A 12,747-nucleotide genomic window follows, 5' to 3' on the forward strand; every position below is an offset into this window, starting at 1 on the left:
GAAACGGCTTCCCAGGGGCGCGGGGAACTGCGCAATCGTTTGGGCGCGCCCACCACCGGGGCCGCGTTCCCAGGGGCGCGGGGAACTGCGCAAATCGTTGGCGCGCGCCCACCACCCGCGTGCAGGTCACCGCCAGCGGCTGCCGCCGCTACAGCAACCCCCGCAAGCCCTCCGCCAGGAGATCCCAGCGCCAGTGGGACTCGACCCACTCCCGCCCCCGCTCCCCCATCCGCCGCCGCAACTCCGCGTCGCCGAGGAGCGTGACGATCCGGTCGGCGGCATCCTCCGCGGAGCCACCCCGCACCACCCACCCCGTCTCCCCGTCGAGCACCGCGTCCGGCGCTCCCCCGGAGTCGCCCGCGACCACGGGCAGGCCCGTCGCGGAGGCCTCCAGGTAGACGATGCCGAGCCCTTCCACGTCCAGCCCCCCGCGCCGCGTCCGGCAGGGCATGGCGAAGACGTCACCCGCCCCGTAGTGGGCCGGTAGTTCGGACCAGGGCACCGCCCCGGTGAAGCGCACGGAGTCGGCGACACCGGTCTCGTACGCGAGCCGGCGCAGCTCCTTCTCGTACGGCCCGCCGCCCACGATCAGCAGCACGGCCTCCGGCTCGCTCGCCAGGATGCGCGGCATCGCGAGGATCAGCGTGTCCTGCCCCTTGCGCGGCACGAGACGCGAGACGCACACCACCACCGGCCGGTCGGTGAGACCGAGGCGCGCCCGGACGGCGTCCCCGCCCGACCCGGGGTGGAAGGTCTTCTCGTCGACCCCGGGCGGCAGTTGCACCATCCGCCCGGCCGCCTCGGGCGACAGCGCGGTGGCGATCCGCGACCGGGTGTACTCCCCGAGATACGTGATCGTGTCCGTCGACTCCCCGATCCTGCCGAGGAGTTGACGCGCGGCGGGCAGCTGCGCCCACCCCGCCTCGTGCCCGTGCGTGGTGGCCACGAGCCGCTCGGCGCCGGCCTTGCGCAGCGCGGGCGCGAGCAGCCCGAGCGGCGCCGCCGCGCCGAACCACACCGAGGTGCAGCCGTGCTCCCGCAGCAGCCCGACGGCCCGCCGGGAGACCCTCGGAGTGGGCAGCAGCATGGTTGTTCGGTCGCGTACGATGACGAAGGGCTGTTCGGCGTCGAAGGCGGCTGTGGCCTCGGCACCTTCCCGGCCCCGCTTCCACGTGGAGGCGTAGACGACGAGCCGTTCGGGGTCCAGGCGCAACGCCATGTTGTGCAGGAAGGCCTGGATACCGCCCGGTCTCGGCGGAAAGTCGTTGGTCACGATCAGGGTCTTGTGCATGGTCTCGCGCATCGCCGTCGACAGTACCGAACCCGTACTTCGCGGCCCGGCCCGGCCACGCTTCACGGCTCTCGCACAGCCGCCCGGGGGATCATGACCGCACAGTGCGGCGGCGGAGCGGCACGGCGGATCCGTACAGGAAGAGGCAGGTGGGCATGGCGGCAGCCAGGGGGCCGAGGTTCCCGTACGCACTGCTGGCGGCCTGGGGCCTGACGAGACTGCTGCTCCTGCTCTTCGTCTTCAAGGTGTTCGTCTTCCCCGGCCCGGACGTCACGAGCGACGTCTCGGTGACCTACCAGAACTGGTACGAGGTCCTGCGCACCGGCACCTTCCCGCTGAACGACGTCACCTGGCAGTACCCGCCGGCCGCCGCGCTCGCGATCCTCTCCCCCGCGCTCCTGCCCTTCCTCGCCTACACGCAGGCGTTCTTCGTCCTCGCCTTCGCCGCGGACCTGATCGCCTTCGGACTGCTCCTGTACGCGGCCCTGCGCCCCGACCGGCCGGCGCCGGTGTCGGTGCGCGGCGTCTGGGTGTGGGTGATCGGCGTCCCCCTGCTCGGGCCGACCGTGTACTCGCGCTACGACGTGATGGTGACGGCCGTCGCCGTGGCCGCGCTCCTCGCGGGCGTCCGGCATCCGAAGGTGATGGGCGTCCTCGCGGCGATCGGCGCGATGCTGAAGGTGTGGCCGGTGCTGCTGCTCGTGGGCACGACCGGCCGCAAGGCCTGGGGTGCGGCGGCTGCGACCGCGGCGGCCGTCGCGCTGGTGTTCGTCGTGTCGATGCCGGGCGCGTTCGCGTTCCTGACCTTCCAGCGCGACCGCGGGACCGAGGTGGAGTCGCTGGGCTCGCTGGTCTTCCACATCGCCCGGCACCACGGCTGGGAGGGCCAGGTGCTGCTCAACTACGGCTCGGTGGAATTCCTCGGCCCGTACGTCGACGTGGTGAGCACGGTGGCGCTGATGCTGACCGGGCTCGCCTTCGGCTGGCTGCTCCTGTGGCGGCTGTGCGCGACCCGCTTCCTGGTGCACACGGCCGCCGACGCCGCGTTCATGGCGGTCCTGCTGTTCACCACGACGAGCCGGGTCATCAGCCCGCAGTACCTGGTGTGGCTGGTGGGTCTGGCCGCCGTGTGCCTGCTCTTCCGCGGCAGCCGGATGGGGTGGCCGGCGGTGATGGTGCTGCTGGCGTGCCTCTTCACCGTCCTGGAGTTCCCGGTCTTCTTCGCGGACGTCGTCGCCAGCACCGACCTGGGCATCGAACTGCTCGTGATCCGCAACGGCCTGCTGGTCGCCGCGACCGTCACGGCGGGGGTGCTCCTGTGGCGCGACACCGTCTCGTACGCGGACCCGGCCCCGGCGCCGAGCCGGGCGGAGCCCGCGGACGAGGAATCACTGACCTCCTGACGCCACAGTCATTGACTTCACACGCAATTGCAGTGCAACTAAATTCACCCGCATGCAACTGGACCTGAATCTGCTGACCGCGCTCGACGCCCTGCTGGAAGAGGGCAGCGTGACGGACGCCGCCGCCCGCCTGCATGTGTCCACGCCCGCGATGAGCCGCACCCTGGGCCGGATCCGGCGGGCCACCGGCGACGAGATCCTGGTGCGCACCGGCCGCACCATGACACCCACGCCCCGCGCCCTCGCCCTGCGCGCGACCGTGCACGAGCTGGTCCAGCAGGCCCACACGGTCCTGTCCCCCGACACGGACGTCGACCTGGCGGCCCTGGAGCGGACCTTCATCCTCAAGTGGCACGACGCGCTCGCCGCGGCGGCCGGCCCGCACCTGATCCGCTCCCTGCGCGCCGAGGCACCCGGGGTCCGGCTGCGTTTCCTGGCGGAGGCCAGCACGGACACCCACGACCCGCGCCGGGGAGACATCGACCTCGAAGCCGGCGCCAGCGCGCCCTCCTCGCCCGAGATCCGTCACGAGGTGGTGGGCCACGACCGGCTGGTCCTGGCCCTGCGCCCCACCCACCCGCTGTGCGACGGCGCAGAGGGCGGCGACGCCCCGCTCGGCCTGGAGGAGTACGTGAGTGCCGAGCACATCACCGTCTCCCGCCGGGGACGGCTGCGCGACCCCATAGACGACGTACTGGAGGCCCAGGGCCTGAGCCGTCAGGTCGTGGCCGCCGCTCCCACCGCCGCCACGGCCCTGCAGTTCGTGCGCCATCACGACCTGGTCGCCGCGGTCCCCCGGCTGATCAGCCGTCCGCTGCTGGAGGGCCTGGGCCTGTGCGTCCGGCCGCTGCCGCTGCCCATGCCCGAGGTCCCCGTCCATCTGGCCTGGCACCAGCGCTACGACAACGACCCCGCCCACACCTGGCTGCGCCGGCACGCCCGTACCGCCCTGCACGAGGCGTGCGCCGCCACCGACGCCCGACCCCTTGACCGGTGACGGTCACTTCCTCCCCCTGGACCGGCCCGCCGCGGCACCTCAGCGGACGCGGCGGATCCGGATCGGGCCGCGGGCCTTCGCCGGCTCGACGACCCGGCCGCCCTGGGTGATCTCCACCTCGCCGGCCTCGACGAGCCGTCCGGCCGCGCGGCGGGCTGGTTCCATGAGCGCGCGCCAGCCGTCGTCGTGGCCCGTGTACACCGCCCGCGCGGCGTCGGAGGGGCAGATCGTCGCGGTCGGGGCACGGCGCTCCAGCAGGTCCAGGATGGCCCGCTCCAGGCGTCGGCCGGTCCGCCGTTCGCTCTCCGTCACTCCGCCAGCGTCGCACCGGGCGTACCGCACGGCCAGCGCGGCACGGCGCGGCGCCCGGGAGAGGGCCCCTGCGACCTCACGCGAGCCCCCGTCATCCGAGCCCCGGTCTCACCCGAGCTGCTCCCGCAGATACGTCCGCCACAGCGCCGTGAAGTCCTCCGGTGAGGTGTCCAGGACCTTCCGCAGCCCCTCCTCCACCGCCCCCGCGCGCTTCTCGTGCGCCCCCACGGTCCGGTAGAACTCGCCCAGCCGCACCTCACCCCACCGCTCGGCGATCATCCGGCAGGCCAGCCACCCGCTCTCGTACGCCCGCGCCAGCTTCGCCGCGTCCCCGCCGAACCCGAAGTCCCCGTCCTTCGGCAGCGCGTCCGGCACGCGTCCGTCCAGCACCGCGCGCGTCAGCTCGGGCGCGACCTGCGCCGCCGTGCGGCCGGTGCCCAGATAGCCGACCCAGTCCGCGTACCCCTCGGACAGCCACAGCGGGGTCGCCGCCGAGGTCGAGGCGCGGGTCGCGACATGGGTCGTCTCGTGCGTGAGCACGACCTGCCGGCCGAAGGACCCCAGCACCCCGTACGCGTCCGGGTTCACGATGATCCGGTCGGCGGGCGCCTTCTGGGAACCTCCCGCCTCGCCCGTGGTGACCGCGGCGATCCCCCGGTACCCGGACGCGGGCGCCCCCAGCAGCTCCGCCATGCCCTCCAGCGACTTCGGTACGAGGACGACGACCTGCCCCGGCCATGTCCCGCCCCACGCCTGCCGCACCGCGGGCACCGCGCGGTCGGCAAGGCCCGCGTAACCGCGCAGCGTGCCTCGGGACTGCCCGACCCCCAGGACGAGGCTGTGCTCGCCGCGTACGGCCACCACGGGCCCCTGCTCCCACAGTTGCCGGCTCGCGTCGCCCGCGGGCCGGTCGGCACTCACGTACCAGCGGCCCCCGGCGCGGACGAGGCTCAGCGTGCGCGGGGTGACGACGGGCGCCCGGTCGTAGCCGTCGATGCGGTAGCGCAGCTCCGCGTCGGCCGTGGCGCGGTCGCCCGAGCGGTGGAAGCCGGTCACGCGGTACGACCAGTCGGTCAGCGGGACCGCCCGCAGGTTCCTGAACTGCGTGCGCGCCCCGGCCCGTTCGGCGGCGGCGACGGAGCCGGGCGGGGCCGTCGCCACGAAGGCCCTCTCGCTGCCGTCGCGCACCGCCGCCGCCCGCCGGTCCAGCACCTGGCGTACCTCCGCGGACGCGGCGTCGGTCCCTGCGGAGCCGCCGCAGCCGACCAGACCCGTCAGCCCCGCCAGACCCGTCAGGCCCGCCAGCAACAGCCCCATGACCCTCTTCGGCGCACGTCCACGACCAGCCACGATCCTGATCGTACGGCGCGGGGTGCGAGGGGTCAGGGGCGCGTCACGGCGGAGACGGGCATCATGCCCACCGGGTCGTAGCGCACCGCGGCGCCCGGGTAGGGCGCGTGGACCACCTGGCCGTTGCCCACGTACATCCCGACGTGGCTGGCGTCGTCCCGGTAGGTGACGATGTCACCGGGCTGCGCCTGGGAGAGCGGCACCTGCCGGCCGGCGTGCGCCTGGGCCTGCGAGGTGCGCGGCAGACCGACGCCGGCCTGCGCGTACGACCACTGGGTGAGGCCCGAACAGTCGAAGCCGGACGGCCCGTTGGCGCCCCAGATGTACGGGCGGCCGACCGCGGAGCGGGCCGCGGCGACGGCGGCTGCCGCGCGCCCCGAGGACGGGACGGCGCCGGTGAGGTCGGGGGCCCGGCCGGAGCGTGAGGCCCGGTCGTAGGCCGCGCGGTCGGCGTCCGGCATCGAGTTGAGCAGCTGCCGCGCCTTGGACAGTTTCCGTTCGACGGTGCGTTTGTGCCGGGCGACGGCCTCGCGGCTGCGGTCCAGTTCGGAGAGCTTGCTCGTCGTCTCCGCACGTTCCTGCGCGAGGTCGCGCATGGCGGTCTGCAGTTCCTTCAGTTCCCCGGCCTGGCGGGCGCTGATCCGGTCGAGCGCGGCGGCCTTGTCCAGGTACTCGTCGGGGTCGTCGGCGAACATCAGCGCCAGCGAGGGGTCGAGGCCGCCGGAGCGGTACTGGGCCCCGGCGAGCGAACCGAGCGCGTCCCGCATGGTGTTGATGCGGTCCTGCTGCCGGGCGATCCGGTCCTGCGCCTTGTCCACCTCGTCGTGCAGGAGATCGGCGCGCTCGTCGGCCTTGTTGTACGACTCGGTGGCGTGCTCCGCCTCCTCGTACAGGCGGTCCACCTCCGCGCGGTTGTCGTCCTGCGGCGCGGCACCGGCCGGCAGGACGCCGAGGGCCGCGGCCGCGACGGTCAGTACGCACAGGGTGGCGCCTCGGGCGCCCCGGTCGAAGCCGGACGGTGCAAGGCGGCGATGGGACCCCACAGGAAGCCGCACTCCCTTCCGCTGACGGACCCCCGGAGTTGGGGGAAACGCGCCAGACAGTAGTCGTGCGACTACGCGGTGGCCAAAGACCCATACGTGTACACAACGCGACGCCCCGCCTCAGACGCAGGTCATGGGCGGGGCGTGGGGTCAGCGGGCGTCACCGGAATTCGCCCGTTCGGGCGGCGTGGCGACCTGCCTGCGGGAGGATCCCGAGGCGCTGGGATCAGACGCGGACACCGAACTGGAAGGAGCCGATCGTGCTCATCGACTCAAGCCGGACGACGGCGCCGGGCTTCGGCGCGTGCAGGACCACGCCGTTGCCGGCGTACAGGCCGACGTGCGCGAGGTTGTTGAAGAAGACCAGGTCGCCGGGCTTGAGCGCGCTCATGCCGATCTTCGTGCCGTCGTTCTGCTGCGTGTAGGTGGTCCGGGATATGGACTGGCCGGCCTGGTTGTACGCCCACTGCGTCAGACCGGAGCAGTCGTACGAGTTGGGGCCGCTGCCACCGGACACGTACGGCTTGCCCATCTGGGTCTTCGCGGCGGCGAGGGCGGCGGCACCGCGCTCGGAGGCGGGCGCCTCGTTGCCGAGCTCGACACGGTCACCGGCGTCACGGCTGGCGCGCGTGTCGGCGGTCTTGATGGCCGCCTGCTCCGCGGCCGTGAGGGTGTTGAGGAGCTGGCGCGCCTTGGCGAGCTTCTCCTGGACTTCCTTCTTCTTCTTGGCCAGGGTCTTGCGGGTGTCGGAGAGCTCCTTGAGCTTGCCGGCCGCTTCCTGCCGCTGCTGAGCGAGGACCCGCTGCTTGTCCTGGACCTTCTTCAGCGCCTCGACCTGCTGGGCGCTCAACTGGTCGATGGCGGACGCCTTGTCGAGGTAGTCGTCCGGGTCCGAGGAGAGGAACAGCTGCACGGAGGGGTCGACGGCGCCCGTGCGGTACTGGGAGCTGGCCATCAGACCGAGGCCGTCACGCATGGAGTTGAGATCGTCCTGGCCGCGGGCGACCTGGTCCTGGAGGGTGTCGATCTCCTTCTCCAGCTTCTCCTGCTTCTCCTCGGCGCCGTTGGCCCGGTCCGTGGCCAGCGCGGACTCTTCGTAGAGCGCGTCGACCTTGGCCTTGACCTCGTCCTTGCTGGGCTTCTCGCTGGGCGCGGCGTTGGCGGCCTGCGAGCTGAGAGCAACGGCGGCAGCGGCGGCGGTGGTGAGCACGGTCACACGGGTGCGGCTCGGCTGCTTCGGTCGACGGTGGGACGCCACGGAGGCGAGCTCCTTCATTACCTCAGCCGCCCACCGAAGACGCCGGTTGGCGGTGCCCCTCCACCGTCACTCCCAATGAGTGATCACCCGAGCGGAGGTTCGACGCCTGACCCTAGTGACCACCTGTGATCAGTTCAAATCCTCCCCGGAAAAATCTCGGTCACCGATCGCATTCTTTACAATCAACTCACGTGCAGTAACGCTCTCTTGACCCTACGTTGCGTGAAGGTTTCGCCAAGTCGGGCAAGACGACCATGCGTTGCTCTTGGTGCGTCAGAGATCTATGGGGCGTACGGGACAGAACGGCTACCGCGGATCGCCGAAGGCGCGAGGGTGCCCACGAAGGGCCTGTCTCAACCCCTCGAAAGGCGTTTGAGAAGCACCACGGAGGCCACCGGACGGGCGCCCGCGCTCGCCACGCCGTCGGCCACCTCGCGGTCCGTGGAGACGACGATGACGGGCCGCCCCGGGGGTTCGGCGCGCACCAGCTGGCGGATCAGTTCGTCCGCGGTGACGCCCGGCTTGGAGAACAGCACCCGCACTCCGCGCGGTGGGGCGAGCAGCACCGGCGCGGCCAGCTCGGCCCCGTCGAAGACACAGGTGACCTCGGCGCCGGTCTGCGCGGCGAGCTGCGAGAGCTGACCGAGCAGCCGCAGCCGCTGCTTCTCCAGCGGCATCTGCGGATAGCCCGTCTTGGTGACGTTGTACCCGTCGACGACCAGATGTGCCTGCGGCAGCGCGAGCAACTGGTCGAGGACGGCGGGATCGCTGTCGGACAGCGCACGGGCCGCGATGTCCTTCGGGGTCATCCGGCCCGGTTCGACCGCGTCGACGGTCTCCGCCGGCCGCACCGACACCGGCGGCAGGGCGAGTTCACGCCGCAGCCCCTGCGTCGCTTCGAGCACGGTGTCCAGGAGCAGCCGCACGCGCATGTCCTCGACACTGCGCCCCTCGCGCGCCGCGCGGCGGGTGGCTTCGAGCGAGCCCTCGACCTCACCGAGCCGCTGTTTCAGCCGCCGGCTCTCGCTCTCGGCGGCGGACACCTGGGCCTGCCCCTCGCCACGCACGGCCTCCATCTCGCCGCGCAGCTTGCGCAGGGCCGCCTCACCCCGTTTGACGTCGCTCAAGGCCCCGCGCAGCTTGCGGTGAAGCGATTCCGCTTCCTTCTTCGCCGCGTCGAGTTCGGCGCGCAGCCGCTCCGTCTCGGCGCGGGTCTGCCCACGGGCCTCGGCCAGCTCCTCGCGCAGCCGCTCCAGCTCGACGCGGCTCTCCTCGTCGGCACGCTCGGCGTCCGCCCGCAGGGCCTCCTCGCCGGCGGCGGTCACCAGCTTGACCCAGCCCGCGGGGCGCAGCACATAGGCCGCGGCCGCCACGTCCAGCGGGTCCGCGGCCGGGGGCGGCGAACCCGAGTCGAGAGCGCCGGCCAGCTCGGGCTGGGCGTCTCTGAGTTTCTCGGCGATGCGCTGTCTGAACAGCGGGTCGGTCTCCATGGCCGCCGCCATCGCGGTTCCCGCGAACTTGGCACGGCGATTGGGGGCGAACCGGGCGTACTGCCGCAGTTGTGTGGGCAGTTCGGCCACGGTCAGCCCGCCGAACCCGTCCGACACGATCTGTACGACCCTGCGGCGCACCCCGTCGGGCAGCGGACGGTCGAGCACCTCGGCGTCGCCGTCGTCCGGCTCACCGCCTGTGGTCTCCACCATCCTTCACCCCATCGTCCGTGCGGGGCCCGCTCCTGTCAGGAGCGGGCGCCCGGCCTGTCCACCAGTTCCACCTGATCCACCGCGTTGCACCACCGGCAGCGCACGGAGTCGATGGTCTCACTGACCACGTTGCGCTCCTCGACCTTGGGTTCCCCGGCCAGGTCCAGATGTACGTACTCGACGACCTTGGACGAGCGGGTCACGTCGAATCGCGTGAGGTTGCCGCAGAGCGTGCAGCGCCACCGGGTCTCGGCCGTCGGGAGGGGAACCGTCATCGTGGCAGTCGCTCTCTTTCCGTAAGTCCTCGTGCCGCACCGGATTCCCCGGAGCGTGTGGCTCGTAACCCTACGGCCTGGCGGGTACTCGACGCCCGTCCACCGGGAGCGGCGAGGCGCTCTGTGCTGTTCGGTCCCGTTACGTCATGCTCTGTTCATGCTCGGCAACTGGGGTGCCCCCGGCAACAGGACGGCCAGAACGGTCAGGGCGATCCGGAGCCACCCCGCTCCGGTGACCTACGGACTGATCGCGCTGTGCTGCGCGCTCTTCGTGATCGGCCCGGCCTCGGGGCTCAGTCCCTCGTACGGCACCGGTGACGAGCTCCTTTCCGCGCAGCGGGCCTATTTCGAACGGTGGGGCGTGGTGCCCGTCGAACTGTTCCAGGGGACGCCGCGGGCCCTCGGCACCCCGGCCACCGCGCTGTTCGTGCACGGCAGCTGGCTGCATCTGCTGGGGAACATGCTCTTCCTCTACGTCTTCGGGGCGATGGCCGAGGAGAGGATGGGCCACGTCGAGTTCGCCCTCTTCTACCTGGGCTGCGGCTACCTCGCCCTGCTGGGCTACGCGGGCGCCCACGCCGATTCGGCGCAGACCCTCGTCGGCGCGTCGGGGGCGATCTCCGCGGTCCTCGGCGCGTTTCTGTACCTGTTCCCCAAAGCCCGCGTGACCAGTCTCTTCCCGTTCCTCTTCTTCCTGCCGCTGCGCTTTCCCGCGTGGGTGGTGCTGCCGTTCTGGGTCTCCCTGCAGTGGCTGGCCGCGGGGCGCGCCTCACAGGGCCCGGGGGTCGCCTATCTGGCGCATCTGCTGGGCTTCTCCGCCGGGTTCCTCTACGCGTGGGTGCGGTACGGGCGTCCGGCTAGAGTGAAATCCCCAGCGACGGCCACCGAGGGAGAAAACCAGCCGTGATCACCGCGATCGTGCTCATCAAGACCAGCGTGGACCGGATTCCCGAGATCGCCGAGTCGATCGCGGCGCTGGACAGCGTCAGCGAGGTGTTCTCCGTGACCGGGACGTACGACTTGATCGCCATGGTCCGGGTGAAGGCCCATGACGATCTCGCGGACGTCATCCCCGGCATGATCAGCAAGATTCCGGGGGTCGAGGGGACGGACACGCATGTGGCGTTCCGGACGTACTCGCAGCACGACCTGGAGGCGGCGTTCGCCATCGGCGGCGACAACTAGCCCCGGTCAGGGGCGCGGGGAACTGCGCGAGCAACCCCCCGCACCCGCACGCCACGTACGATCCGAGGCACCCCAGGGGCGCGGGGAACGGCGCAATCCTTCAGGGGCGCGGCCCGTCAGGCAGCCGGCACGCAGCGGCCGTTCTCCGTGCGGTAGTTCCAGCTCGCGCCGTTCGCGACGAGCTCCTTGACCGCTGCCACGAAGCGGTCGACGTGCTCGTCGGGGGTGCCGACTCCGAAGCTGACGCGGATGGCGTTCAGGGACTTCTCACCGGGGGCCGCCTCGGGGGCACCGCACTCGCCCTGGGACTGCGGGTCGCTGCCGAGGAGCGTACGGACCAGCGGGTGGGCGCAGAAGAGGCCGTCGCGGACGCCGATGCCGTACTCGGCGGAGAGCGCGGCGGCGAAGTGCGAGCTGTTCCAGCCCTCGACGACGAACGAGATGACGCCGACGCGCGGGGCGTCGTCGCCGAAGAGCGAGAGCACCCGGACCTCGGGCACCTCGGCGAGGCCTTGGCGGACCCGGGCGACGAGCTGCTGCTCACGGGCGACCAGCGTGTCGAAGCCGGCCTCGGTGAGGGCCTTGCAGGCGGAGGCGATGGAGTAGGCGCCGATGACGTTGGGCGACCCGGCCTCGTGCCGTGCGGCGCTCTCGTGCCACTCGACGTCCACACCGCCGTCCGTACGCCGTGACACCTTCTTCGAGGCACCGCCGCCGGCCAGGTACGGGTCGGCCTCGCGCAGCCAGTCGAAGCGTCCCGCGAGCACGCCGGAGCCGAAGGGCGCGTACAGCTTGTGGCCGGAGAAGGCGACCCAGTCCACGTCCAACTCCTGTACGGAGACGGGGTGGTGGGGCGCGAGCTGGGCCGCGTCGAGCACGATCCGGGCGCCGTGGGCGTGCGCGGCGGCGGCCAGTTCGCGTACGGGCCACAGTTCGCCGGTGACGTTCGAGGCGCCGGTCACGCACACGAGCGCCGGGCCGTACGGGTCGCGGCCGGCCAGTGCCTTCTCCAGCGTCGCGACGGCCTCGCCCGGGGTGCGCGGGGCGTTGAGGTAGGTGACGCGGGCGTCCTGCCACGGCAGCAGTGAGGCGTGGTGCTCGGTCTCGAAGACGAAGACCTGGCAGTCGGCGGGCAGAGCGGCGGCGAGGAGGTTCAGCGAGTCGGTGGTGGACCGGGTGAAGACCACCTCGTCGTCGGCGCGGCAGTCGAGGAACTCCGCGACGGTCCGGCGGGCGTTCTCGAAGAGATCCGTGGAGAGCTGGGACAGATATCCGGCCCCGCGGTGCACGCTGCCGTAGTAGGGGGCGTACGCGGCCACGTCGTCCCAGACCCGCTGGAGGGCGGGGGCGCTGGCGGCGTAGTCGAGGGCCGCGTAGGTGACCTCGCCGCCCGTCACGAGCGGAACGGTGACGTCCCGGCCCAGCACGGGCAGCGATGCCGAGGTGTCGGTGTCACAGTGGGCGGTCCGGTCGGCGGCAGCGGTGGAGACAGACATGGCGAGCTCCTGTGAGAGGCAGGCGACATCACCGTGCGAGCGGACAGGGCTCAGCACGGGAAAGGTGAAGGGGGTACGCGGAAGTGGGGCTCTGCGCCCTATCGCATTCGCTTGCTCATGAAAGGCTCCCTCGAACGACCAGGACCCCTGGTGCATCCGCCCTGACGAGCGGCGAGGGGTCCGCGCTTGCCGTAGACCTCACTGCCTACGACCTGGTCTTCACCCGGGGCACCCCGCCACGGACGGAGGGTTGCCGGACAGTCGGCCGGGGCCTGTTGACTGTCACTCATGACCTGCCAGCATCTTGCCACACGATCACTCCGGCGCAACACCACTGTCCGCATACCGGGACGCTGCATATGCCGGTCACCCCCTGGGGGCTCCGCCCCCAACCCCCCGCTGCGCAGTTCCCCGCGCCCCTGGGTACCTAGGGG

Annotated in this window: 12 protein-coding genes and 1 riboswitch; of the genes, 4 read left to right on the top strand and 8 right to left on the bottom strand. The window is 72.0% G+C overall.

What is annotated here, in order from left to right; all coding sequences use genetic code 11:
* Positions 1 to 148: 148 nt before the first annotated feature.
* A complete protein-coding gene (locus ACFWGJ_RS33920) occupies positions 149 to 1,291 on the bottom strand; it encodes a glycosyltransferase family 4 protein (RefSeq protein WP_387332320.1) in 1,143 nt (380 codons plus the stop codon).
* 155 nt (positions 1,292 to 1,446) lie between these two features.
* Here ACFWGJ_RS33920 and ACFWGJ_RS33925 point away from each other — a divergent pair, with 155 nt between their 5' ends.
* Together ACFWGJ_RS33925 and ACFWGJ_RS33930 are read left to right on the top strand one after the other, a co-directional pair.
* Complete coding sequence (locus ACFWGJ_RS33925) at positions 1,447 to 2,694, top strand: glycosyltransferase 87 family protein (protein WP_387332304.1); 1,248 nt, start codon at positions 1,447 to 1,449, stop codon at positions 2,692 to 2,694.
* Positions 2,695 to 2,746: 52 nt separating this feature from the next.
* Positions 2,747 to 3,691, top strand: coding sequence for a LysR family transcriptional regulator (locus ACFWGJ_RS33930; RefSeq protein WP_387332306.1), 945 nt, complete (start codon positions 2,747 to 2,749; stop codon positions 3,689 to 3,691).
* A gap of 39 nt (positions 3,692 to 3,730) precedes the next feature.
* Here ACFWGJ_RS33930 and ACFWGJ_RS33935 read toward each other — a convergent pair whose 3' ends face one another.
* The 6 genes from ACFWGJ_RS33935 to ACFWGJ_RS33960 form a co-directional block, all read right to left on the bottom strand.
* A complete protein-coding gene (locus tag ACFWGJ_RS33935) occupies positions 3,731 to 4,003 on the bottom strand; it encodes a DUF3253 domain-containing protein (protein ID WP_387332308.1) in 273 nt (90 codons plus the stop codon).
* 108 nt (positions 4,004 to 4,111) lie between these two features.
* Positions 4,112 to 5,353 carry a hypothetical protein gene (locus tag ACFWGJ_RS33940; protein WP_387332310.1) on the bottom strand — a complete coding sequence of 414 codons (1,242 nt, stop codon included), beginning with the start codon at positions 5,351 to 5,353 and terminating at the stop codon, positions 4,112 to 4,114.
* A gap of 32 nt (positions 5,354 to 5,385) precedes the next feature.
* Entirely contained in the window at positions 5,386 to 6,396 is a 1,011-nt protein-coding gene (locus tag ACFWGJ_RS33945) for an NlpC/P60 family protein (RefSeq protein WP_387332311.1), read from the bottom strand.
* A 226-nt stretch (positions 6,397 to 6,622) separates the two neighbouring features.
* Entirely contained in the window at positions 6,623 to 7,654 is a 1,032-nt protein-coding gene (locus tag ACFWGJ_RS33950) for a C40 family peptidase (protein WP_387332313.1), read from the bottom strand.
* Positions 7,655 to 8,007: 353 nt separating this feature from the next.
* Positions 8,008 to 9,357 (bottom strand): NYN domain-containing protein, encoded by a 1,350-nt coding sequence (locus tag ACFWGJ_RS33955; protein ID WP_387332314.1) that lies wholly within the window; start codon positions 9,355 to 9,357, stop codon positions 8,008 to 8,010.
* 35 nt (positions 9,358 to 9,392) lie between these two features.
* Positions 9,393 to 9,632 carry a hypothetical protein gene (locus ACFWGJ_RS33960; protein WP_107017438.1) on the bottom strand — a complete coding sequence of 80 codons (240 nt, stop codon included), beginning with the start codon at positions 9,630 to 9,632 and terminating at the stop codon, positions 9,393 to 9,395.
* A 157-nt stretch (positions 9,633 to 9,789) separates the two neighbouring features.
* On the opposite strand from ACFWGJ_RS33960, the gene ACFWGJ_RS33965 reads away from it, so the two are divergent.
* Positions 9,790 to 10,539, top strand: coding sequence for a rhomboid family intramembrane serine protease (locus tag ACFWGJ_RS33965; RefSeq protein WP_387332316.1), 750 nt, complete (start codon positions 9,790 to 9,792; stop codon positions 10,537 to 10,539).
* Positions 10,536 to 10,817, top strand: coding sequence for an Lrp/AsnC family transcriptional regulator (locus ACFWGJ_RS33970; RefSeq protein WP_107017436.1), 282 nt, complete (start codon positions 10,536 to 10,538; stop codon positions 10,815 to 10,817). The genes ACFWGJ_RS33965 and ACFWGJ_RS33970 overlap by 4 nt, the downstream gene beginning before the upstream one ends.
* A gap of 116 nt (positions 10,818 to 10,933) precedes the next feature.
* Here the strand turns inward: ACFWGJ_RS33970 and ACFWGJ_RS33975 are convergent, their stop codons facing one another.
* The gene (locus ACFWGJ_RS33975; RefSeq protein ID WP_387332318.1) at positions 10,934 to 12,313 is read right to left on the bottom strand and encodes an aminotransferase class V-fold PLP-dependent enzyme; all 1,380 of its coding nucleotides are present in this window, start codon (positions 12,311 to 12,313) and stop codon (positions 10,934 to 10,936) included.
* 177 nt (positions 12,314 to 12,490) lie between these two features.
* A riboswitch (SAM riboswitch) is annotated at positions 12,491 to 12,607 on the bottom strand.
* Positions 12,608 to 12,747 lie beyond the last annotated feature (140 nt).

It is taken from the genome of Streptomyces sp. NPDC060205, assembly GCF_042728395.1.
Taxonomy (GTDB): Bacteria; Actinomycetota; Actinomycetes; order Streptomycetales; family Streptomycetaceae; genus Streptomyces.

What these genes read in the sequence shown, in the direction of transcription:
- ACFWGJ_RS33960 (WP_107017438.1), bottom strand. Translation starts at nt 9,632, where the DNA reads ATGACGGTTCCCCTCCCGACGGCCGAGACCCGGTGGCGCTGCACGCTC.
- ACFWGJ_RS33930 (WP_387332306.1), top strand. Translation starts at nt 2,747, where the DNA reads ATGCAACTGGACCTGAATCTGCTGACCGCGCTCGACGCCCTGCTGGAA.
- ACFWGJ_RS33920 (WP_387332320.1), bottom strand. Translation starts at nt 1,291, where the DNA reads ATGCACAAGACCCTGATCGTGACCAACGACTTTCCGCCGAGACCGGGC.
- ACFWGJ_RS33925 (WP_387332304.1), top strand. Translation starts at nt 1,447, where the DNA reads ATGGCGGCAGCCAGGGGGCCGAGGTTCCCGTACGCACTGCTGGCGGCC.
- ACFWGJ_RS33965 (WP_387332316.1), top strand. Translation starts at nt 9,790, where the DNA reads ATGCTCGGCAACTGGGGTGCCCCCGGCAACAGGACGGCCAGAACGGTC.
- ACFWGJ_RS33955 (WP_387332314.1), bottom strand. Translation starts at nt 9,357, where the DNA reads ATGGTGGAGACCACAGGCGGTGAGCCGGACGACGGCGACGCCGAGGTG.
- ACFWGJ_RS33975 (WP_387332318.1), bottom strand. Translation starts at nt 12,313, where the DNA reads ATGTCTGTCTCCACCGCTGCCGCCGACCGGACCGCCCACTGTGACACC.